Source organism: Patulibacter defluvii (genome assembly GCF_034096925.1).
Classification (GTDB): Bacteria; Actinomycetota; Thermoleophilia; order Solirubrobacterales; family Solirubrobacteraceae; genus Patulibacter; species Patulibacter defluvii.
In genome coordinates this window covers 1-22172 of sequence record NZ_JAWZSQ010000029.1, presented here as the reverse complement: position 1 = coordinate 22172, position 22172 = coordinate 1, and the positions used below count along the sequence as shown (strand labels likewise).

Annotated in this window: 14 protein-coding genes; 4 read left to right on the top strand and 10 right to left on the bottom strand. The window is 75.9% G+C overall.

The genetic code is table 11. The annotated features are described in order from the left end of the window. Positions 1 to 77 precede the first annotated feature (77 nt). On the top strand, positions 78 to 1529 hold the full coding sequence (locus SH587_RS21715) for a WS/DGAT/MGAT family O-acyltransferase (protein WP_320672752.1): 1452 nt from the start codon (positions 78 to 80) through the stop codon (positions 1527 to 1529). A 13-nt stretch (positions 1530 to 1542) separates the two neighbouring features. Here SH587_RS21715 and SH587_RS21710 read toward each other — a convergent pair whose 3' ends face one another. Then, on the bottom strand, positions 1543 to 3234 hold the full coding sequence (locus SH587_RS21710; RefSeq protein ID WP_320672751.1) for a S8 family peptidase: 1692 nt from the start codon (positions 3232 to 3234) through the stop codon (positions 1543 to 1545). 97 nt (positions 3235 to 3331) lie between these two features. Beyond that, the gene (locus tag SH587_RS21705; RefSeq protein WP_320672750.1) at positions 3332 to 3628 is read right to left on the bottom strand and encodes a metal-sulfur cluster assembly factor; all 297 of its coding nucleotides are present in this window, start codon (positions 3626 to 3628) and stop codon (positions 3332 to 3334) included. Positions 3629 to 3679: 51 nt separating this feature from the next. On the opposite strand from SH587_RS21705, the gene SH587_RS21700 reads away from it, so the two are divergent. Both SH587_RS21700 and SH587_RS21695 read left to right on the top strand, forming a co-directional pair. Then, entirely contained in the window at positions 3680 to 4204 is a 525-nt protein-coding gene (locus tag SH587_RS21700) for an FxsA family protein (protein ID WP_320672749.1), read from the top strand. Positions 4205 to 4223: 19 nt separating this feature from the next. Next, positions 4224 to 5168 carry a DUF7064 domain-containing protein gene (locus tag SH587_RS21695; protein WP_320672748.1) on the top strand — a complete coding sequence of 315 codons (945 nt, stop codon included), beginning with the start codon at positions 4224 to 4226 and terminating at the stop codon, positions 5166 to 5168. A gap of 189 nt (positions 5169 to 5357) precedes the next feature. On the opposite strand, the gene SH587_RS21690 is transcribed toward SH587_RS21695, so the two are convergent. The 6 genes from SH587_RS21690 to gltB all read right to left on the bottom strand — a co-directional run bounded on the left by SH587_RS21690 (position 5358) and on the right by gltB (position 15571). Continuing rightward, positions 5358 to 5813, bottom strand: a complete 456-nt coding sequence (locus SH587_RS21690) for a hypothetical protein (protein WP_320672747.1) — start codon at positions 5811 to 5813, stop codon at positions 5358 to 5360. A gap of 85 nt (positions 5814 to 5898) precedes the next feature. Next, a complete protein-coding gene (locus SH587_RS21685) occupies positions 5899 to 7350 on the bottom strand; it encodes an RNA polymerase sigma factor (RefSeq protein ID WP_320672746.1) in 1452 nt (483 codons plus the stop codon). 114 nt (positions 7351 to 7464) lie between these two features. Continuing rightward, positions 7465 to 8532, bottom strand: a complete 1068-nt coding sequence (locus tag SH587_RS21680; protein WP_320672745.1) for a hypothetical protein — start codon at positions 8530 to 8532, stop codon at positions 7465 to 7467. 146 nt (positions 8533 to 8678) lie between these two features. Continuing rightward, complete coding sequence (locus tag SH587_RS21675) at positions 8679 to 9320, bottom strand: TetR/AcrR family transcriptional regulator (RefSeq protein ID WP_320672744.1); 642 nt, start codon at positions 9318 to 9320, stop codon at positions 8679 to 8681. Positions 9321 to 9467: 147 nt separating this feature from the next. Next, on the bottom strand, positions 9468 to 10961 hold the full coding sequence (locus SH587_RS21670) for a glutamate synthase subunit beta (protein WP_320672743.1): 1494 nt from the start codon (positions 10959 to 10961) through the stop codon (positions 9468 to 9470). Continuing rightward, complete coding sequence (gene gltB / locus SH587_RS21665; RefSeq protein ID WP_320672742.1) at positions 10961 to 15571, bottom strand: glutamate synthase large subunit; 4611 nt, start codon at positions 15569 to 15571, stop codon at positions 10961 to 10963. Before gltB ends, SH587_RS21670 begins: the two co-directional genes overlap by 1 nt. Positions 15572 to 15868: 297 nt before the next feature. On the opposite strand from gltB, the gene SH587_RS21660 reads away from it, so the two are divergent. Next, positions 15869 to 16855, top strand: a complete 987-nt coding sequence (locus tag SH587_RS21660) for a YihY/virulence factor BrkB family protein (RefSeq protein ID WP_320672741.1) — start codon at positions 15869 to 15871, stop codon at positions 16853 to 16855. Here the strand turns inward: SH587_RS21660 and SH587_RS21655 are convergent. After that, positions 16810 to 18009, bottom strand: coding sequence for an MFS transporter (locus SH587_RS21655; RefSeq protein WP_320672740.1), 1200 nt, complete (start codon positions 18007 to 18009; stop codon positions 16810 to 16812). The genes SH587_RS21660 and SH587_RS21655 overlap by 46 nt on opposite strands. A 173-nt stretch (positions 18010 to 18182) precedes the next feature. Next, on the bottom strand, positions 18183 to 22172 hold a 3990-nt coding region (locus SH587_RS21650; protein ID WP_320672739.1), incomplete at its 5' end, for a UvrD-helicase domain-containing protein.

Here is a 22172-nt window from a genome sequence, read left to right as displayed (position 1 = left end):
AGGCGCCACCGACCGGGGTAGGGTGTGGACCTCGACCGCGGCGCCGCGACGCCGGACAGACGGGAGGGACGCACCGCATGGCCCAGCAGAACAGCGACCGGCTGACCGCCGTCGACGCGGGCTTCCTGCACCAGGAGGGCCCGGCGGCGCACATGCACATCGGCGGCGTGACGGTCTTCGAGGGACCGCCCCCGCCGTTCGAGGAGATCCTCGACCAGGTCCGCTGCCGGCTGCACCTGCTGCCGCGCTACCGCCAGCGGCTGGCGCGTCCGCCGCTCCAGAGCGGCAACCCGGTCTGGATCGACGACCCCGCCTTCAACCTCGAGTACCACGTGCGGCGAACGGCGCTGCCGGCCCCGGGCAAGCGGGCGCAGCTGCGCGAGGCCACGGCCCAGATCTTCAGCCAGCGGCTCGACCGCTCGAAGCCGCTCTGGGAGCTGTGGATCGTCGAGGGGATCGAGACCGGGCGCTGGGCACTGATCTCGAAGACCCACCACGCGCTGATCGACGGGATCAGCGGGATCGACATCGCGACCGCGCTGCTCGACCTGACGCCGGAGGGGACCGAGGTCCCGCACCCGGACGCCGCCTGGCAGCCGCGGCCGGTGCCCAGCGCGAGCGAGATGCTGGCGACCGGGATCCTCGGCGCGGCCCGCGCCGGCGTGCTGGGGGCGACGAAGGCGATCGAGGCCTTCGGGCGGCCGCGGGCGGCGGCCGGACGGGTGCGCGAGATCGGCGAAGGGATCGGCGAGATGGCGTGGGAGCTGATGAACCCCGCGCCCGACACGCCGCTGAACGTCCCGATCGGGCCCCACCGCCGCTACCGCGCGGTCGAGGGCCGGCTGGAGACGTTCCGGCGGATCAAGGACCACTTCGGGGGGACGGTCAACGACGTCGTGCTGGCCGTCGTCACCAGCGCGCTGCGCGACTGGCTGCAGAGCCGCGGGGCGCGGACCGAGGGCCTGGAGCTGCGGGCGCTGGTGCCGGTCTCGGTGCGGACGACCGACGAGCGGGGGCAGCTCGGCAACCGGCTGACGGCGATGCGCGGACCGCTGCCGGTCTACATCGACGACCCGGTCCAGCGGATGGAGGCGATCCGCCGCTCGATGCGGGGCCTGAAGGAGAGCAAGCAGGCGCTCGGCGCGGAGACGATCGCCAACGTCCAGAACTTCGCCCCGCCGACGGTGCTGGCCCAGGCTTCGCGGCTGAACTTCTCGACCCGGCTCTTCAACGTCCTGGTGACCAACGTCCCGGGCCCGCAGTTCCCGCTCTACCTGCGCGGACGGCGGATGGAGCGGGCCTTCCCGGTCGCCTTCCTGCCCAAGGACCACGCGCTGGCGATCGCGATCCTCTCCTACGACGGCGCGGTCAACTTCGGCCTGATCGGCGACCACGACGCGCTCCCCGACCTGAAGTTCATCGCCGACGGCATCGCCCGCGCGATCGACGAGCTGGACGACCTGGCGCGGGCCGGCGGCGACGGGACCGGGTCGCCCGCGTCGGCCTCGCTGCGGACGGCGGCGCCGTAGCCGCCGCCCCCGCTCACCGCCGGATCGTCAACGCGCCCTTGGTCGGCCGCGGCGCGCGGTTGCCGGCCTTGTCGACCGGGCGCAGCGCGAAGCGGGTCGTGCCGTGCGGGATCGAGACCGTCAGCCGGCCGCGCTTGGCCGACCCGACGCGGCGGAACGAGCCGCCGCGGACGCTGCGGTAGACCTCGACCGTCTTGACGCCCGAGGCGACCAGCGGCTTCGGTGCCGCGTCGCTCGCCCGCCAGCTGAGCCGCAGTCGGGCCGCGGTCGTGCGGCGCGAGCGGTTGCGGAGCGTCGCCTTCGGAGCCCGGAGATCGATCCGGCGGGCCTGGTCGACCGCCGCCCCGGCGTCGACGATCCCCCAGCCGAGCTGGTCGCTGTAGCCGCCGCCGCGGGTCGCCGTCTGCTTGATCAGGCGCACGATCGACGCGGCGGGCAGGTCGGGGTTGGCGTCGCGCACCAGGCCGACCACGCCGGCCACGATCGGCGCCGCCATCGACGTGCCCTGGAGGTGGGCGTAGCGGCTGTCGCCCCCGAAGGCGACCCGGCACTCGCAGGGCGGGTTGACGCTGCCGTCCGGGTTGGTGCTGGCCTGCTCGAAGGCGGTCGTCTGGCCCGGGAAGGCCCCCAGCAGCCCGCCCGGCGCGCCGCCCGCGGTGTAGGTGCCGTAGGCGGCGACGCTGATCTGGCTGCCGTAGCCGGCGAACGAGGCGCGCGCCCCGTCGGCCTGGGCCGCGGTCACCGTCAGGCCGAGGCCGCTGTCGATCCGCGGCCCGCTGCCCGTGGGCTGGAGCGTGTTCGCCGGGTAGCCCTGCTCGGTGGTGGCGCTGTCGGCGGCGGCCGCGACCGGGACCACGCCCTTGTCGACCGCCCGCTGGAGCGCCTCGCGGATGATCGTCGGAGCGCTCGGGACGCCGTCGACGCCGAAGCTCATCACGATCGCGTCGGCCCCCGCCGCGACCGCGCGGTCGATCGAGCTGGCGACGCTGGAGTCGCGCAGCTCGCTCTTGATCACGATCAGGTGACAGCGGCCGCCGGCCCCCGCCAGACCCGCCCCGTCGTTGAAGGCCGAGCACGCCAGCGAGGCCACGTGGGTGCCGTGGCCGACCTCGTCGGTGCGGGCGGTGCCGACCACCGGACCGTCGGTCTGGGCCTGGTCGATCACCGGCGACAGCTGCGGGTGCCCGCCGTCGACGCCGGAGTCGATCACGGCGATCTTGATCCCGTTGCCGTTGGCCAGCGACCAGGCGGCGGGGATGTTCATCCGCTGGATCCACCAGCCGGCCAGCACGCCGGCCGGCGCGCCCGGGTCCTGCTGGTGGAGGCTGGCGTCGTTCGGCAGCCCGCGCAGAGCGGCCCGCCGCTCGGGCACCACCTCGACCACCCGGGGGTCTCGCCGCAGCTCGGCCGCGACCCGGGCCCGCGCGGCCGCGTCGCCCGCCTCGACCGCCGCGGTCCCGGCCGCCGGATCGGTGCCGGCGGCGCGGACCCCGGCCCGGCGGGCGACATCGGCCAGCCGCGCCTCGACGGCGCGGGTGGTGTGGCCCTCGGCCGTCCGGACGGTGACCAGCAGCCGCCCGGTCGGGCCCGAGCGCCCGCCGAGGTCGCCGCTGTCGGCCGCGGTCGCCGTCGCCGGCAGCAGGGCCAGCAGCGCGGCCGCGCCGAGCAGCAGGCCGGCGGTGGGACGGGTGCGGGTGCGCGTCATGGTCTCCCCGGCTGGAACCCGTCGGCGGGCTCGCGGTTTCGGTAAGCGGTGGCGAAGAACGGTGGTCGCCGCGGCGACCGCCCGCGGCGGAGCGGGCTCAGAACCCGAGCGCGAACTTGGCGTCCTCGCTCATCTTCTCCGGTGACCACGGCGGCACGAACGTGACCTCGGAGCCGACGCTGGAGACGCCCTCCAGCTCGCCCACGAACTCCTCGATCTGCGATTCGACCTGCGGACCGATCGGGCAACCGGGCGTCGTCAGCGTGTAGGTCACGTGGACGTGCCCGTCGTCGATCGCGATGCCGTAGATCAGCCCCAGCTCGACGAAGTCCAACCCCAGCTCGGGGTCGATCACGTTCGCCAGGGCGGCTTCGACGTCCTCGACGGTGGCCATCGATCGAGTGTCGCACACCTGGTGGTGGACGCGGGTCCGTACGGTAGGACGATGCCGCTGCTGTTCCTGGTGCTGCTGGTGGGCGGGTTCGCCTTCGAGATCTGGCTGGCGCTGCTGGTCGCCGACCAGATCGGCGCCGCGCCGACCGTGCTGCTGCTGCTCGGCGGCTCGCTGCTCGGCTCGCGGCTGATCGCCCGCGCCGGCCTGCGGACATGGCAGCGGGTGGGCGAGGCGGCCCGCAGCGGCCGCTCGCCCGGGGCCGAGGCGCTCGACGGGGCGCTGCTGCTGGCCGGCGGCGCGCTGCTGCTGGTCCCCGGCTTCGCGTCGGGCGTGCTCGGGCTGGTGCTGCTGCTGCCGCCGGTGCGGGCGGGCGCGCGGCGGTTCGTGCTGCCGCTGGCGGCACGGCGGGTGGCGGCGCCGTTCGTCGTCGTCGGCGGGTTCCGGCGCGGCCGTCCCGCTGGCGGCGGCCCGGCCGACGTCGAGGGGACGGCGACCGAGGAGCCGACCCTCGCGCCCGAGGCCCGGCGGCTGCCGCCCGATCTGGAGGGTCGAGCGGAGGAGCGCCGCGACGGCTGACGGTGGGAGAATCGGCCGCATGGCCCTGGATCCCGCCCTGGAACGTCCCCGCACCTCGTCGGACCCGACCTTCAGCGACGCGGTCACCTGCGCCTTCGCGGACCGGGCGGCGGGGGTCCAGGGCACCGTCCGGATCGGCGTCGCAGGCGGGGCGGCGTCGGGGCTGGTGCTGGTGTTCGCCGACGGCGAGCCGGTGCTCAGCCACGCCGAGGGCGCGATCCCGATCCCGCCCGACCCGGAGGGCTACGGCGACCTCTCGGCGGCCGGCATCGACCACGAGATCGTCGAGCCCCACCGGCGCTGGAGCGTGTCGGCGGCGACCGACGACGCCGCGCTCGACCTGAGCTTCGTCGCGACCGGGCCGCCGCTGGTGCTGGAGGGCGACCACGTGACGGCCAAGTGGGGCGGCATGGAGGGCTACGAGCAGCCCTGCCGCGTGACCGGCACGCTGACCGTCGGCGACCGCCGGTTCCGGATCGACGGCGTCGGCCAGCGCGGCCACCAGTGGGGCGCGCCCGACTGGACGCGGCTGGAGCTGGCGCGGACGGTGACCGGCTGGTTCGACGGCGACCTCTCGTTCGCGGTCAGCGCCCTGCGGCCGGCGGGCTCGGCCTCGCACGCCGACGAGCTGGCCTGGGCGGCAGTGGCGCGGGTGCCCCCGCCCGGCGAGGACGGGGCGTCGGACGCGGGTGCGGCCGGCGAGCCCCAGGCGGTGCTGGCGCCGGAGCCGCGGATCTCGACCACCACCGACGACGGCGGCCGCCACACGCTGGCCACGGTCGAGCTGTGGGAGAGCGACGAGGGACCGGTCTGGACGGCGACCGGCGAGGCGATCTCCGGCACCACCCTCGAGCTGGGCCGGCTGCGGCTGGACACGGCGTTCTTCCGCTGGCGCCTGGCCGGCCGCGAGGGCGTCGGGCGCTACGACGTGCTGAAGAAGGTGGCGGACGCCCCAGCGGGCTGAGCGGGGCCGGGCCGGGCCAGGGGGCGCGAACGTCGCACGCCTCCGGCCTTCGCGTGGGTCGTGCGACGTTGCCCGCCGCCGGCGGAGGCGAACGTCGCACGGCGCCGGTCGGGCGCGGGGCATGTGACGTTGGCCCCGGGCTGCCGGCCGGCCCGAGATGCGCCGGCCCGCGCGCCCCTCGCGCCGCGCTCAGTTCTCGGAGCCGAGCCGATCCCAGCAGTACAGCTCAAGCGCCTCGCCGGCGATCTCGGCGGCGCGGTCGTCGGAGAGGTAGGGCAGGACGACCCGCAGGGCCTGCTCCTCGCCGACGCCGGCCTCGAAGGCGTCCTCGCCGCGGAAGCCGGCGGCGATCTTCAGCGCCTCGCGGCGGTTCTCCCCCAGGCTCGGGAAGACCCGGACGAGGAAGTCGCGGTTGGCCAGCGGCTGGCCGACCTCCATCGAGGCGTGCCAGGCGGCGAGCATCGAGAGGTCGTGCTCGTCGAGGTCGGCGAGCGTGCGGGCGTACTGGCCGACCAGCTCGGCTTCGGGGATCTCGTCGACCCAGGCGCGGACGACCTCGCCGACCAGCTGGCGGCGGGCCTCGCGGCCGATCGATTCGGAGATCACGCGGATCGTGTCGTGCGGGGAGATGAAGACGAGTTCCACGGGGACCTGACGACGTAGCGGTACCGAGAACGTACGGCCGTTCCCGGACGGAGCCGCGCTTTCCCGCCCTGTGCAGGAAGAACCGTCATCGCTCGAAGCTGAACTCGTCGGCGGCGGGCCGCGCTCCGCCGCCCGGAGCGGCCGGCGCCGGGCCTGCCGGGGCCGGGACCGACGGGCCCGGAGCCGCCGTCGACCCGCCTCCGGCCGGCGTTGCCGAGCCCACGCGCGGCGGCCGCGGCGACGGCGTGCCGGTCGCCGGGAGGGGAGCCGAGCCGGCCCGCGGGCCGGACCCGGTCCGGCCGTCGAGGCCGCCAGCGCCGTCGCGGGAGTCGCGCCCGTCGCCACCGCGGCGGCCGCCTCGCCCGTCGCGACCGGACGCCGGCCGCGCCCCGGCGCCCGCTCCGCCGGACCCACCGCCCGCCGTCCCCGCGCCGCCGGCCAGTCCAATCCCAACCCCACCCGCCCCCAGTCGACCACGGACGGTCGCCGCCCAGCCGTCGTCGCCCGTGCCGCCCAGGATCCCGCCGCCGGTCCGCCCGGACGCGCCGTTCGAGGCTCCCGCCGGCCGATCCCCCGCTCCGGCCCCGCGCACGGCGTCGCTCACCACCGGTCCCGCGGCCAGGGCGACCGCGGCGACCGTCGCGGTGACCGCCAGGCCGGCCTCGGTCGCCGCCCCGCCGGCCGCGGTCAGCAGGGCGGCGGCGCGATCGGCCAGCGGCTCGACGATCCGCCGCCCGACCGCGGTCGCGGATCCGGCCCCGAGCCCGGGCGCGGCCCCCGCACCGGCGCCGCTCCGGCCGACCCACGGCAGCGCCCCCAGCAGCAGCGGTGGCAGCAGCGACAGCGGTCCGCCGCGAGCCCGCCGCAGCCGCGCCCGGCAGCCCGAGCAGCGCCGCAGATGCGGCCGCAGCGCCCGCAGGTCGTCGGCGCTGGCGCGGCCGCCGACCAGGCGCTCGATCCGGGGACCGGCGGCGGCGCAGGCCTCGCCCGCCGCGATCCGCCGCACGCCTTGCCGGAGGTTGGTCCGGCCCTCGTTGACCGTCCGGTTGACCTTCGACCGCGTCCACCGCTGGCGACGGCCGATCTCGGCGTAGCTCAGCCCGAGCGCCTGCAGCCAGAGCGCCGCCCGCTCCTGCGGCCGCAGGCCGGCCAGCGCCTCGCGGGCGACGGCCTCCTCCTCGATCCGAGCCACGTGCTCGCCGAGCGGGTCGACCGCCGGCGACGGCGGCCGCCACTGCTCGGGATCGAAGCCGCCGACCCGCGTCCGCCGTTCGCGCAGCCGCAGCGCCTCGTGGCGGGCGACGGTCAGCAGCCAGCCGCCGACGGTCGCCGGATCGACGTCGCGATGGCCGCGGAGGAAGCGCTCGGCGGCGGCCTGGACGGCGTCGTGGGCGTCGTCCTCGCAGAGCGAGCAGCCGCGGGCCACCCGCAGCATCGCGTTGGCGTGCGTGGCGAGGGCGGCGCCGAGGTCGATCGCCGGCCGGTCGTCGCGGGGTCGCGGCAGCGGCGGCGGGATCGGAGGCGGAGGATCGGTCATCGGCGGGCGCGGACGCGCGGGCGGAGATGACCCGTGGGCCGCGGCGGCCTCTTCCCCTCTCAGCCGCCGACGGTGGTTCCCACCGCCAGGATGTCACACGGCGGTGTGTTCGAGCTACGCGGTCTCGCCGGCGCCGGTCGCGGCGGCGTCGCCGTCGGCGTCCTCGCCGCCGACGTCGATCCCGAGCGCCTGGGCGGCGAGGGCGACCTCGTCCGGGTCCTCCTCGATCGGGACGCCCCCGGTCAGGCGGGCCTTCGGCTGCGCGTCCCAGTTGCGCAGGCCGAGGTCGAAGGCGGCGATCGGCAGGTCGATCTCGCGCGCGAGCGCCCCGATCCGCCGCTGCAGCAGCACCCCGTCGTCGGTCCGGACCGCGCGCTTGGCCGCCACGGTCACCGGGTCGCGGCCCGGATCGAGCAGCAGCGACCAGGGCGCCGCGTCGAGCAGGCCGGCGCCGGCCAGGCTGAGCAGGAACTCGAACCGCGGCCCGCGCCCGAACCCGGGCAGCGAGAGCGCGCGGAAGGCCGCGTCGAAGCGGCGGGCGGCGTCGGGCTGGGCCACGCGGCCGCCCTGGAGGCCCGCCAGCTGCCCGCCGCTGCGGGCCGCCCACTCGCGGTAGGCCTGGAGGGTGCGGGGACCGCGGTCGTGCTCGTGGGCCCCGCGCGGGCCGATCCGGGCCGTCCGCAGCGTCTCCTCGTCGGGCAGCGGCTCGTCCCAGCCGACCGAGAGCCGGGCCAGCTCGACGAAGGCGTGCTCGCCCTCGACCGGCCCGTAGTAGGCGACCTGGAAGAGCAGCCAGGTGGCCTGCTCGCGCGCGGCCTCGTCGCCGCCGGCCAGCTCGGCCGCGGTCGCGTAGGGCCCGAGCGGATCCTGGGCCAGGCGGGTCAGGCGGGCCTGGGCGCGAACCAGCTGCCGGCACAGCTCGAGCGCGTCGCGGCTGGAGACGACGCCGGGCAGCAGCTCGCTGCGCCAGCCGTCGTCGGCGTGGCGGGCGAGCTTGCGGACCCGCACCCCCGAGCCGGGCTTGCGGGCGCTGGCCCGGGCCTCGGCGACCGCCTGCGGCGGGCGGGCGACCGAGGACCGCGGAGCCCGCGACGCACCACCGCCGGCCGGCGCGGTGCGCTTCTTCTTCTCACGGGCGCAGATGGGGCAGAGATCCTCGCGGCGACCGTGACGGCAGAACACCGATCCAGTGTAGGTCAGGCCGTGCCGCGAGCCACCCTCGCCCGGTGGTGGATGCGGGGCGCGCGTAGACCGAGCAGGTCGCCGCACGGGAGCGAGAGCAGGACGCCAGTCCTGCCGAGCGAACCGGGTGGCGAGATGCGAAGCGTCTACGCGCGCCCCGCGCCACCACCGAGGACGCCGTCCAGGACCAGGGCCCGGAGCACGGTCAAGGCCGCCTCGGGATCCTCGTTCCCGCGCTCGGCGAAGCGCATGGCGATCTCCATCCCGGCCCCGATCAGGCCGGCGGCCAGCAGCTCGGTGTCGAGGCCGGCGGAGGGCGTGCCGGCGGTCAGGCGGTCGAGGTCCTGGCGCAGGGCGTCGACGATCACGTGCAGCAGGTCGTCGTCGGCGTAGGCGCGCAGCGTGCCGGAGTTGCGCCGGAAGAGCGCCAGGATCTCGGGCTGCTCGACGAGCATCTGGAAGTAGGCCGCCGCGCCGCGCTCGATCGCCTCGGCCGGCGTGCTGGCCGTCGCCCGGGCCACCTGCATCCGCTCCCCCGCCTCGCGCACGTGGGCGCTGGAGATCTCGGCGAGGATCGCGTCCTTGTCCGGGAAGTAGTTGTAGAAGGTGCCCGAGGCCAGGCTCGTCCGGCGGACGATGTCGCGGACGGTGGTGGCGCCGAAGCCGAGCTCGGTGAAGGCCTCGATCGCCGCCGCCAGGATCTCCTCGCGGTTCGCCGCCTTGGTCCGTTCGCGCTTGCCGGGCGGGCGCGAGGAGGGCGGGGACGGCGGGACGGTCGTGTCGGTCATGGACGGTCGGGGGCCGGCCCCGAGGCTCGGGGAGGCCGGTTCGACGCTAGCAGGGGATGACGCCGGCGTCATCTTTGGTCCGACGTTTCGTCGGAGCGGTCCGACGCCCCGCCCGGAACCGGTCCGGGCGGGCGTCGGCGGCGCCGATCAGCGACCGGCGAGCGCCGCCGGACGGGCCCGGCGGCCGGCCTTCTGGGCCAGGTAGCGGTCGGCGACCCGCGCCGCCTGCCGGCCCTCGTTGATCGCCCAGACGATCAGCGACTGGCCGCGGCGGCAGTCGCCGGCGGCGAAGACGCCCTCCTCGGAGGTCGCGTAGGCGCCGGCCTTGATGTTGCCGCGGGCGTCCTTGGCCAGACCGAAGCCGTCGAGCAGCATCGCCTCCGGGTGCAGGAAGCCCATCGCCAGCAGCACCAGCTGGGCCGGCTGCTCGCGCTCGCTGCCGGGCACGGGCGCGAACGGCGGCGCCGGCTCGGCCTGGGCGTAGTGCAGGGTCTGGACGTTGCCGTCGGCGTCGCCCTCGAGCTTCAGCGTCGCGACCGAGAAGTTCTGCACGCCCTTGCCGAGCGCGCGGGCCTCCTCCATCGCGTAGCTGAGGCGGAACTTCGCCGGCCACAGCGGCCACGGGGTGCGGTCGTCGGGCCGGTTGGCCGGCGGCTCGGGCAGCAGCTCGACCTGGACCACCGAGGCGGCCTCCTCGCGGATCGACTGCGCCACGCAGTCGGCGCCGGTGTCGCCGCCGCCGATCACCACGACGTGCTTGCCGCGGGCGCTGATCCCGGCCGGGGCCGGCACGGGGACCTCGCCCCCGGCCCGCCCGACGCCCTGCTCCGCCTGGGCCCAGCGGGTGCGCTCGTACAGGTACTCCATCGCGAAGTGGACGCCGCCCAGCTGCCGGCCCTCGACCGGCAGGTCGCGCGGGACCCGCGAGCCGATCGCCAGCACGACCGCGTCGAACTCCTGGCGCAGCTCGTCGACGGTCACGTCGCGACCGACGTCGACGCCGCAGCGCAGCTCGACGCCCTCGGCGACCAGCTGCTCGACGCGCCGCTCGACCACGTGCTTCTCGATCTTGAAGTCCGGGACCCCGAAGCGGATCAGGCCGCCGGCGGCCTCGTCGCGCTCGAAGAGGACCACGGCGTGGCCGGCGCGGCGCAGCTGCTGGGCCGCGGCCAGCCCGGCCGGGCCGGCGCCGACGACGGCGACTCGCTGGCCGGTCTCCTGCTCCGGCGGCTCGGGACGGACCCAGCCCTCGGCCCAGGCGCGATCGATGATCGTGTTCTCGATCTGCTTGATCGTGACCGCATCGCCCTCGTTGATCTCCAGCACGCACGACGCCTCGCACGGGGCGGGGCAGACGCGGCCGGTGAACTCGGGGAAGTTGTTCGTCGCGTGCAGCTGCCGGATCGCGTTCGCCCAGTCGCCGCGGTAGACGAGGTCGTTCCAGTCCGGGATCAGGTTGCCCAGCGGGCAGCCGTTGTGGCAGAAGGGCACGCCGCACTCCATGCAGCGCGCGCCCTGCTGCTGGACCTCCTGCTCGGGCCGGTCGGCGATGAACTCCGTGTAGCGCCCGGCCCGCTCGGCCGGGTCGTCCCACTTGACCGGGGACCGCTGGATCTTGAGGAAGCCTCCGAGCTCGCCCATCAGGACTGGTCCTCCGTCGTGGTGTGCGGGACGCCGACGGCATCGACCGCCTCGGCCGGCCGGCCGCGACCGGCGGCCGTCGCCTCCTCCTGCGCCAGCTGCGCCAGGACCCGCTTGTAGTCGGTCGGGAAGAGCTTGACGAAGGCGCCCTTGAGCCCGTCCCAGTCGGCCAGGATCCGTGCGGCGACGGTCGAGCCGGTCCGCTCGCCGTGCTCGGCGATCAGGTCGCGCAGCTCGATCAGGTCGGCCTCGTCCGGAGCCTCCAGCTGGTCGAGCATCGTCGGGTTGACGTTGGCCCGGAAGCGGCCCTGCTCGTCGAGCACGAAGGCCAGGCCGCCCGACATGCCGGCCGCGAAGTTGCGGCCGGTCGGGCCGAGCACGACCACCCGCCCGCCGGTCATGTACTCGCAGCCGTGGTCGCCGACGCCCTCGACGACCGCGCTCGCGCCCGAGTTGCGGACCGCGAACCGCTCGCCGGCCCGGCCGCGCAGGAACAGCTTGCCCTTCGTGGCGCCGTAGAGCACGGTGTTGCCGACGATCTGCTGCTGCTCCGGCACGAAGCTGACGTCGTCCGACGGGCGGACGCTGATCACGCCGCCGGAGAGGCCCTTGCCGGTGTAGTCGTTGGCGTCGCCGACGAGCGAGAACTCGACGCCCGGCGCCAGCCAGCCGCCGAAGCTCTGCCCCGCCGAGCCGACGAAGTCGATCTTCAGCGTGCCCTCGGGCAGCCCCTGGGCGCCCTGGACCTCGGCGATCCGCGAGCTCAGCACGCCGCCGACGCAGCGGTCGATGTTGCGGACCTCGGCGGTCAGCTGGACCGGCTCGGCGCGCTCGATCGCCGCCTCGGCCTGCGGGATCAGGCCCCAGTCGAGGTGGTCGTCCAGGTGGCCGGTCAGCTGCGGCTCGACGCCGCGCAGCGGCGCGCCCTCGGGCAGCGGCGGCTGGTGGAAGAGCTGGGTCAGGTCGACCCCGCGCGCCTTCCAGTGCTCGATCGCCTCGTCCGCCCGCAGCAGGTCGCTGCGGCCGACCAGCTCGTCGAAGCTCCGCACGCCCAGCTGGGCCATGATCTCGCGGATCTCCTCGGCCACCAGCAGGAAGTAGTTGACGACGTGCTCCGGGGTGCCCTTGAAGCGCTTGCGCAGCTCCGGATCCTGGGTCGCGATGCCGACCGGACAGGTGTTCAGGTGACAGGCGCGCATCATGATGCAGCCGGTCGCGATCAGCGGCGCGGTCGAGAAGCCGAACTCGTCGGCCCCCAGCAGCGCGGCGATCACGACGTCGCGGCCGGTCTTCAGCTGGCCGTCGGTCTGGACCCGGACCCGCGAGCGGAGGTCGTTCAGCAGCAGCGTCTGCTGGGTCTCGGCGAGGCCGATCTCCCACGGGACGCCGGCCGAGACGATCGAGGACAGCGGCGACGCGCCGGTGCCGCCGTCGTGACCGGCGATCACGATGTGGTCGGCCCCGGCCTTGGCGACGCCGGAGGCGATCGTGCCGACGCCGACCTCGGAGACCAGCTTGACCGAGACCGACGCCACGGGGTTGCCGCAGCGGAGGTCGTAGATCAGCTGCTTGAGGTCCTCGATCGAGTAGATGTCGTGGTGCGGCGGCGGCGAGATCAGGCCGACGCCCGGCGTGGTGTGCCGGACCGAGCCGATGTACTTGTCGACCTTGTGGCCGGGCAGCTGGCCGCCCTCGCCGGGCTTCGCACCCTGCGCCATCTTGATCTGCAGCTGGTCGGCGTTGACCAGGTAGTGCGCGGTGACGCCGAAGCGGCCGGATGCGACCTGCTTGATCGCCGAGCGCTTGCGGTCGCCGTTCGCCTCGGGCGAGAAGCGGCGCGCGTCCTCGCCGCCCTCGCCGGTGTTCGACTTGCCGCCGAGGCGGTTCATCGCCACGGCGAGGGTCTCGTGGGCCTCGGTCGAGATCGAGCCGAGCGACATCGCGCCGGTGGCGAAGCGCTTGACGATCGCGCTGGCCGGCTCGACCTCCTCCAGCGCGATCGACTCGACGTCGTCGGTCCGGAAGGCCATCAGCCCGCGCAGCGTGGCGCGGCGGGTGGCGTCGCTGTCGGACGCGGCCGAGAACTCGCGGTACTTGGCCCGCGCGTCGTCGCCGGCGACCAGCTCGGGGCTGGTCGAGGGGGCGTCGTGGGTCCGGACCGCGTGCTGCAGCAGCGAGATCGTGGTCGGGTTCCACATGTGGTGCTCGCCGTCGCGGCGCCACGCGTAGAGGCCGCCGACCGGCAGCAGGTCGTCGATCGACCCCGGGTAGGCGCGGGCGTGACGGTCGATCGCCTCCTCGGCGAGGACGTCGATCCCGATCCCGCCGATCCGCGAGGCGGTGCCGGTGAAGTGGCGGTCGACGACGCTCGAGTCGAGCCCGACCGCCTCGAAGATCTGGGCGCCGGAGTACGACGCGATCGTCGAGATCCCCATCTTCGAGATCGTCTTCAGCAGGCCCTTGCCGATCGCCTTGACGACGTTCTTCTGGGCGAGCTCGGGATCGGTCACGCCGGGCACCAGCCCGTCGACGACCAGCTGGTCGACCGAGTCGAACATCAGGTACGGGTTGACCGCCGCGGCGCCGTAGCCGAGCAGGGTCGCGAAGTGGTGGACCTCGCGCGGCTCGGCCGACTCGATCACCAGCCCGGCCTCGAGCCGGACGCCCTCGCGGACCAGGTGGTGGTGGACGGCGGCCGTGGCCAGCAGGGCCGGGATCGCCACCCGCTCGTCGCCGGCGGCGCGGTCGGAGAGGATCAGGACGTTGCGACCGGACTGGATCGCGTCGTAGGCCTCGTCGCAGGCGTTCGCCAGCCGCGCGCGAAGGCCCTCGGGGCCCTCGGCGATCGGCCAGGTGATGTCGATCGTGTGGGCCTTGAAGATGCCCTGGTCGACCTGGCGCAGCGTCTCCAGCTCGTCGTTGCGCAGGATCGGCTGGTCGAGGACCAGGTTGTGCGCGTGCTCGGGGGTCTCCTCGAGCAGGTTGAGCTGGCCGCCGATCGAGGTCGACAGCGACATCACGATCTCTTCGCGGATCGGGTCGATCGGCGGGTTCGTGACCTGCGCGAAGAGCTGCTTGAAGTAGCTGAACAGCGGCGGCCGCTGGTCGGAGAGCACGGCCAGCGCGGCGTCGTTGCCCATCGAGCCGAGCGGCTCCTGGCCACCGGAGGCCATCGGCGCCAGCAGCACCCGCTGGTCCTCCTGGGTGTAGCCGAACGCCTGCTGCAGCTGGCGCAGGTGCTCGCCGGTCTCGTGGACCGCCTTCTTCGGCGCGAGGTCGGAGAAGTGGACCGCCTGCTCGCGGAACCAGGCCTCGTAGGGGCGCTGGGTGGCGACCCGGCGCTTGACCTCGTCGTCCTCGACGATCCGGTGCTGCTCGAGGTCGACCAGGAACAGCTTGCCCGGCGCCAGCCGGCCGAGCCGCTCGATGTTGCTCGGCTCGATCGGCAGCATGCCGGTCTCCGAGCCGAGGACGATCCAGCCGTCCTTCGTCTCCACCCAGCGACCGGGCCGGAGGCCGTTGCGGTCGAGCGTCGCGCCGACGATCCGGCCGTCGGTGAAGAGCACCGCGGCGGGGCCGTCCCACGGCTCCATCAGCATCGAGTGGTAGGCGTAGAAGCCGACCAGCTCGGGCGGCAGGTCGGCCCGGTTCTCGAACGCCTCGGGGACCATCATCATCACCGCGTGCGGCAGCGAGCGGCCCGCGAGCATCAGCAGCTCGAGGACGTTGTCGAAGGTCGCCGAGTCGGAGCCGCCGGGGCGGACGACCGGCTTGATCTTCCCGATGTCGCCGCCGAACAGGTGCGAGGCGAGCTGCGACTCGCGCGCCTTCATCCAGTTGACGTTGCCCATCAGCGTGTTGATCTCGCCGTTGTGGGCGATCACGCGGTTCGGGTGGGCGCGGTCCCAGCTGGGGAAGGTGTTAGTCGAGAAGCGCGAGTGGACGAGCGCGATCGCGGAGGTGAACCGCTCGTCCTGGAGGTCCGGGTAGAAGGCCGGCACCTGGGCCGACAGCAGCATCCCCTTGTAGACCAGCGTCCGCGAGGAGAAGGAGGAGGCGTAGAACTCGGGCGTCGCCAGCTCGCAGACCCGACGGATCACGTAGAGCTTGCGCTCGAACGCCTCCTGGTCGTGGTCGAAGCCGGGGCCGGCCTCGATGAAGAGCTGCTTGACGTAGGGCCGGCTCTCGTTGGCGGTGACGCCGATCTCGTCCGGGCGGACCGGCACGTCGCGCCAGCCGAGCACCCGCTGCCCCTCGACGCGCACGTTGCGCTCGAGCATCTCCTCGACCTTGTGGCGCTGGGCCTCGTCGCGCGGCAGGAAGCACATCGCGACCCCGTAGCGGCCCGGTTCGGGCAGCTCGAAGTCGACCGCCGCGCGCAGGAAGGCGTGCGGGAGCTGGACCAGGATGCCCGCGCCGTCGCCGGTGCGGGCGTCGGCGCCGGCGGCACCGCGGTGGTCCAGGTGCTCGAGCGCGGTCAGCGCACGGACGATCGTCTCGTGCTGCGGATCGTTGTCCAGGCGGGCGACCATCGCCACGCCACAGGCGTCGTGCTCGTTTCGCGGGTCGTAGAGGCCAGCGGCCTCGGGAAGGCGAGAGAATGGCGTCATAGAAGGGAGGTGCTCCGAGGGAGAGGCCCGACAGCAACCGGGGCGGAGCAGGGCTGGGCATCCCCAGGGGCGCCGAAGGGTACACCGCAGCCGGCGTGGACTCCAGCCCGGGCGCCATCGCCGACCGGGCCCCGGGGGCGCGGTTCGGGCCCGACCGGGCACGCGCCGGGGCCGGCCCCGGCGCTGTACGGGGAACCGTACGTCCGTCCGGAAGCCCGTTCAACCGCGCGCTCATCTTGGCGCGTTGCCGCGCACCGGTGACTGGTGCACGCCGTCCGCGTCGGTAGCGTGGCGCTCGTGGCCCCGTCCCTCCCGCGCCCCGCCCGCCGCCGTCCGCCCAGCGATCAGCGGCTGCCGCGCGAGCAGTGGCCGGCGCTCGCCCGCCGGGCCTTCGCCAACTTCCGCGAGCAGGGGATGACCGACTGGGCGGCCACGCTCGCGTACTACGCGGTGCTGTCGATCGTCCCGACGCTGCTGGTGGCGGTCGCGCTGACCACGCTGCTCGGCGCCAGCAGCCTGCCCGAGCGGATCGCCGACGAGTTCGTGAACCTGGTCAAGGACAACGCCTCGTCGACGAGCGCCAACGAGAGCGCCGGGGCGATCCGCGAGCTGGTCGCGAAAGCGCTCGACCAGGCCCAGGGCGGGGCCAGCATCACGCTCGGGATCTCGATCCTGCTCGCCATCAACGGTGCCTCGGGGGCGTTCGCCGCCGCCGGCCGGGCGCTCAACCGCGTCCACCACGTCAGCGAGAGCCGCGGCTTCGTCCGCCACAAGCTGGCCGACGTCGCGACCGCGCTGCTGGTGATCGTGCTGCTGGCGCTGGCCGCGATCGGCTTCTTCGTCGGCGGCGGGATCGCCGACTCGCTCGCCTCCGACCTCGGGCTGGGCAGCGTCGCCCGGACCGTCTGGGACGTGCTCCGGTTCCCGCTCGCGATCACGCTGCTGGTGCTGGCGCTCGGCGTCGTCTACCGGATGGCGCCCGACGTCGAGCGCCAGCAGTCGCTGCTGTCGCCGGGCGCGGCGACCGCCCTCGCCGTCTGGTGCCTGGCCACGCTCGGGTTCACGGTCTACGTGCAGGTGGCCGGCTTCGGCAGCGCCTACGGGGCCCTCGGCGGCGCGATCGTGCTGCTGTTCTGGCTCTGGCTGTCGTCGGCCGCGTTCCTCTTCGGGGCCGAGGTCGACGCCGAGCTGGAGCGGACGCTGCTGGTGCGCGGTCTCGGCCCGCCGGCGATCGGCGGCTACGCGGCGCCGCCAGCGGCGGCCGACGGGGAGGCCTCGGCGTGAGCGCCCGCCGCGCCGTCCGGCGCCGCCCGCAGCCGCGGGGCCCCGGCGGCCGCCACCGAGGCGCCCGCCGCCCCCGCGGCCCCCGCGATCAGGAAGCTGACCCACGGTCCCGCGGCGTCGATCGCCACGCCCCCGAGCGCCGAGCCGGCCGCGAGGCCCGCGCCGAGGCCGGCCACCAGCCAGGTCGACGCCTCGGTGATCGTCCCGCGCAGGGCGACCGTGCTCAGCAGCCCGTAGCCGACGGTCATCCCCGGCGCCAGCGCGGCGCCGGCCAGGAACAGCAGCAGCGCCAGCGACCAGGTCGACCAGGCGGCCGCGGCCAGTGCGTCGCCGACCGCGATCACGCCCAGCAAGAGCGCGAAGCGGCGGGCCGGGTCGGCCGGGTGCCAGCGGCCGGCCAGGAACCCGAAGATCATGCTCGCCAGGCCCCAGCTGGCCAGCAGCGGTCCGGTCAGCGCCTTCTGGCCGTGGTCCTCGGCGAAGGCGGCGATCGCGACTTCGGTCGCCCCGATCCCGGCCCCGAACAGCAGCCAGACGACCAGCAGCAGCCGCACGCCGGGGCTGGCCAGCGCCCCCAGCCGACCGTGGTCGCCGCGGGCGGCGGCCCGCCACCCGCGCGAGGCGGGCGTGGCCGCGAAGAGCACCGTGCCGAGGAGGATTGCGGACCCGGCCACGATCAGGGCCACGCTGGCCGACCAGGCGCCGAGCGCCAGCAGGCCGGCGGGCACGACGACGTAGGCGGCCTCGAACGAGGTCGCGTCGAGCGCGATCGCCGCGTGGCGCCGGGCCGGATCGGGGATCAGCACGTCCCAGAGCGCGCGCAGGCAGGGCGCGACCGGCGGCAGCGCGGCCCCGCCGACCGCGGCGAGCACGATCAGGACCAGCGCCGGCGGACGGCCGGGCAGCAGCGCGATCGCCACCAGCACGGCCGCGGCGACGCTGGCGGTGCCCAGCAGCACGCCGGTCTGACCGCGACGGTCGACCATCCGCCCCAGCAGCGGGGCGGCACCGGCCAGGCCGATCGCGAAGGCGGCGGCGATCGCGCCGCCGAGCCCGTAGCTGCCGCCCAACTCGCGAACCCGCAGGATCAGCAGCAGCCCGAGGGCGCCGTTCGACATCCGGGCGATCACCGAGCTGCCGAACAGGCGAGGCACCCCAGGGATGCGGAGGATGGCGGCGTACGGACCCACGGCTCCATGATGGCGCGCGGGGCGGTTCTGTGATGCGCCGTTCATCAATTGACGCGCGCGGGTACGTCGTCGACGGCGGGGCGGCCACGGTCGGCCGAGGCCCGGCGCGGTCGCGGACGGTGGTCGCGCGGGGCGGCTCAGGGCCGCGGCAGGCTGGTCCGCGCGCGGTCGATCGCCGCCGCCACCGTCGTCCGCAGTCGCGGCTCGTCGGCGGTGGTGAAGCGGGCGACCACCGGTCGCTCGGGGGCCTGGGCGAAGACGAAGGCGACCTCGACCTCGCGGGCCCCGCCGAGCAGCGCCGCCAGCCCGTAGACGTCGCGCTGGAGCCCGTAGCCGTGCTCGACGACCGCCGCCGGGTCCTGGTCGCCGTCGAGCCGGTTGGTCTTCCAGTCGACGATCGCCACCCGCCCCTCGCCCTCGTCCAGCCACAGGTCGACGACGCCCTGGACCAGCGGGCGGTCGCCCCCGACGTCGAACAGCAGGTCGCGCTCCAAGTGCCGCTGCGCGACCGGCAGCGCCAGCGCGCGACGGGCCGGGGGCGTCGCCTCCAGCCCGCTGACGATCGCGGCCAGCTCGGCGGCCGCGGCGTCGTCGAGCGGTCCGGCCTCGGGCAGCTCCTCGGCGAGCGCGGCCCGGACCTCGGCGGCGGTCGCCGGCCCGCGGGCGGCCAGCGGGTCGCGGCCGGCCAGCCGCCGCTCCAGCAGCAGGTGGACGACCGCGCCACGGACCCGGCCCTCGAGCCCGTCGGCCGCCGGCGCGGGCGACGACGGGGGTCCGGGCCCGTCGGGCGCGGGCTCGTCCTCGTCGCGGACGCCGCGGGGGTCGGTGGCCAACCCCAGCCGCTCGGCCAGGCGGGTGTAGGAGACGGGGTCCGGCAGCGGCAGCAGCGGCGGCGCCTGCGGGCGGTGGCGGCCGTCGTCCTCGTCGTCCTCGTCGTCGGCCGCGGGCGGCGGCTCGTCGGGGACGGCGTCCTCCGGCGCTCGCCAGGGACGGGCGTCGTCGGCCAGCGGCGCCGGCATCGCGACGCCGTGCGGGTCGCGCACCAGCATCCGCGCCGTCGCCGGCCGCTCGACCGCCCCGGTCGGATCGGCGATCTCCAGCAGGGTCTCCTCCCCCAGCCGCGGCCACGCCTCGGGATCGGCGATCAGCGGCAGCAGCCACCGCAGCGGTGGCTGGCGCGGCTCGCGGTCGTGGCCCTCGCCGGGCGCCACCGGCACCGCCCGGGCCCCGTCGAGCCGGCCGGTGGCGCGCTTCTCGGCCCCGCTGCCCTCGGTCGCGGCGGGCCAGGTGCCGCAGAGGATCAGCCGCTCCTTGGCGCGGGTCATCGCCACGTGCAGCAGCCGCCGCTCCTCCTCGGACTGGGCGCGGTCGGCCTCGGCCTTCAGCAGCTCGTGGTCCCAGAGGCCGACGGCTTCGGGACCGGTGCCGAGCCGCATCCCGATCCGGTCGCGGGCAGGATCAGGGTCGACCAGGATCCGCGGCCGGTCGGCGTTGATCCGCGAGCCGAGGTCGCAGCAGATGACGACCGGCCACTCCAGGCCCTTCGAGCGGTGGATGGTGGTGATCCGGACCGCCTCGCCGTCGGTCAGGACCGGCGCGCTGGGGCCGTCGGCGCGGTCGGCCACGATCCGCCGGGTCAGCGCCAGCAGGTCGTCGCCGGCCGCCTCCTGGCCCTCGACCCAGTCGCAGAAGGCGGCGACGGCGGCCCAGCGGCGGGCGGCGCCGGGACGGGCCAGGATCGCGGCCCGGTAGGCGTCGTCGGCCCGGATCTCGGCCAGCAGGTCGGCGGGGCCGGCCCGCCGCGCCAGGCCGCGGTGGCGGAGCAGCGCCACCACCTGCAGGTCGAGCGCGTCGCGGGCGGCGTCCGGCATCGGCACCGTGGCCGGCTCGTCGTCGAGCGCCCGGACGGTGTCCCAGAGCGCCGGCGGCGGGGTCCGGCGGAGCGCGGGATCCTCGGCGGCGGCCGCGCGGTGGCGGTCGAGCGCGGCCCGATGCTCGGCGGCCAGCGGCACCAGCGCGTCGGCGTCGACCCCGGCCGTCGGCAGCCGCAGGGCGCCGAGCAGCGCGACGTCGTCGTAGGGGTTGGCCACCGCCCGCAGCCACGCCTCCAGCTCGCGCACCTCGAGCGTCTCCAGCAGCGGGGCGGCGACGACCGGCACGGCGTCGATGCCGCTGGCCAGCAGCGCCCGCTCGAGCGCGGCGACCGGCGCCGTGCGGCGGACGAGCAGGGCGATCTCACCGGGGGCACGGCCGGCGTCGAGCAGCTCGCGGACCAGCGCGGCGACGTGACCGGCCTCGTCGGGATCGATCGGCGGCGGCTCGGGCTCGCCGTCGTCGCCCCCGATCGGCGGCTCGGGGACCGGGCGCGCGCCCGGTCCGTCCGGCAGGTCGGCGATCACGTGCAGCTCGACCGCGGGGGCGCGGCGGCCGTCCTCCGGGGCGCGGTCGTGGCCGTGAACGAGCGGCTGGTAGTCGGCGTGGGCGCGGAGCCCGACCCGGTTGGTGAGGGCCAGCACGTCGGAGGGGCAGCGGAAGGTCTCGTCGAGCGCCAGTCGCCCGCCGACGGCCTCGGCCCGGGTGGCGGCGTCGTCGAAGCCGCGGACGGTCGCGTGACGGAAGCCGTAGATCGCCTGCAGCCGGTCGCCGACCTGGAACCGGCGCTCGGGCGCGCTGAGCAGGTCGACGAGCGCCAGCTGGACCGGGTTGGTGTCCTGGAACTCGTCGACGAGCACGTGGCGGAAGCGCCGCCGCAGCCGCTCGGCGACGTCCGGCCGCCGTCGCAGCAGGTCGAGCAGCGTCAGCAGCAGGTCGTCGAAGTCCATCAGCGCCTGCTCGCGCTTGAGGCGGCGGTAGCTGCGGGCGGTGGCGACGAGCAGCGCCTCGCGGAGGGCCAGCTCGCGGACCCCGTGCGGGACCAGCTCGGCGGCGCGGGCGCCGCGGCGGGCGCGATCGACGGCCTCGCGCAGGGCCTCGACGGCGCGGCCCTTGACGGTGGCGGCCTGGCGTGCGGGCAGCGTCCAGCCGGCGGCGGCGGCGCTCGACGGCAGCCCGTCGGTCGGGGCGCCGTCGAGGTCGACCTCGATCTGGGCGGCGGCGGCGAGCACCCGGTCGGCGGCCCGCTTGCCGGCCTCGCTGACCTTCGGGCCGGAGCAGGCCTCGCGGACCTCGACGACCGCGTCGGCGGCGGCGCGACGCAGCGCGGCGGCCAGCTCGGGGCCGCGGGCGTCGGTCGCCGGCGGCAGCGGCAGGGCGCGCGGCAGCGACAGCTCGTGGCCGCCGGCGGCGGGGTCGCGGCCCTGGGTGCGGCGGAGGGCCAGCAGCGCCAGGGTCTCGTCGCGCAGCAGGTCGATCCCGTAGGCGGCGGCCAGGTCGAGCGCCGCGGCGGCGTCGACCGGCAGTCCCTCGGGCTGCTCGGGGAGCGGGGAGCGGCGCGCGGCGAGCGGGTCGCGCAGCCAGGCGGCGACGGCCCGGTCGAAGGCCGCGCGCCGCAGCTCGGCGGCCCGGGTCTCGTCGGCGACCTGGACGTCGGGGTCGAGCCCGGCGGCGAGCGCGTAGCGGCGCAGCAGCCGCTGGGCGATCGCGTGGAAGGTGCCGATCCACGCCTCCTCCAGCCGCCACCGCTGGGGCAGGACGCCGCCCCCGGTCAGCGCCTCCAGCCGCCGGCGGAGCCGCTCGCGCATCTCGGCGGCGGCCTTCTCGGTGAAGGTGATGGCCAGGATCGAGGCGGTGTCGAGGTCCTCGTCCTCGATCAGGGTCCGCAGGTAGCGCTCGACCAGCACGCTGGTCTTGCCCGCGCCGGCCCCGGCCGAGACGAGCGTTTCGCCCCGCCGCTCGATCGCCGCCGCCTGACGGTCGGAGAAGGTGGCGCTGCGCCCGTCCGGTCCCGGCAGGTCGCGGCGCAGCCGGCCCTCGGGGTCATGGAGCAGGGACGGGTCGATGGAGGTGGGGAGGCCGTCGGCGGGGGGCTGGTCGGCGGGGAGGCTGTCGAGGGGCAGGGCGTCGGCCGGGGTGGGCAGGGCCTCGGCGGGGCGGCTGTCTCCCGGACGGCCGTCGCCGGGGCCGCTGGCGGTGGCGGGGGCCGGTGCCGGAGGAGATGGGGCGGCGGCCGGCGGGGCGGTGGGCGGCGG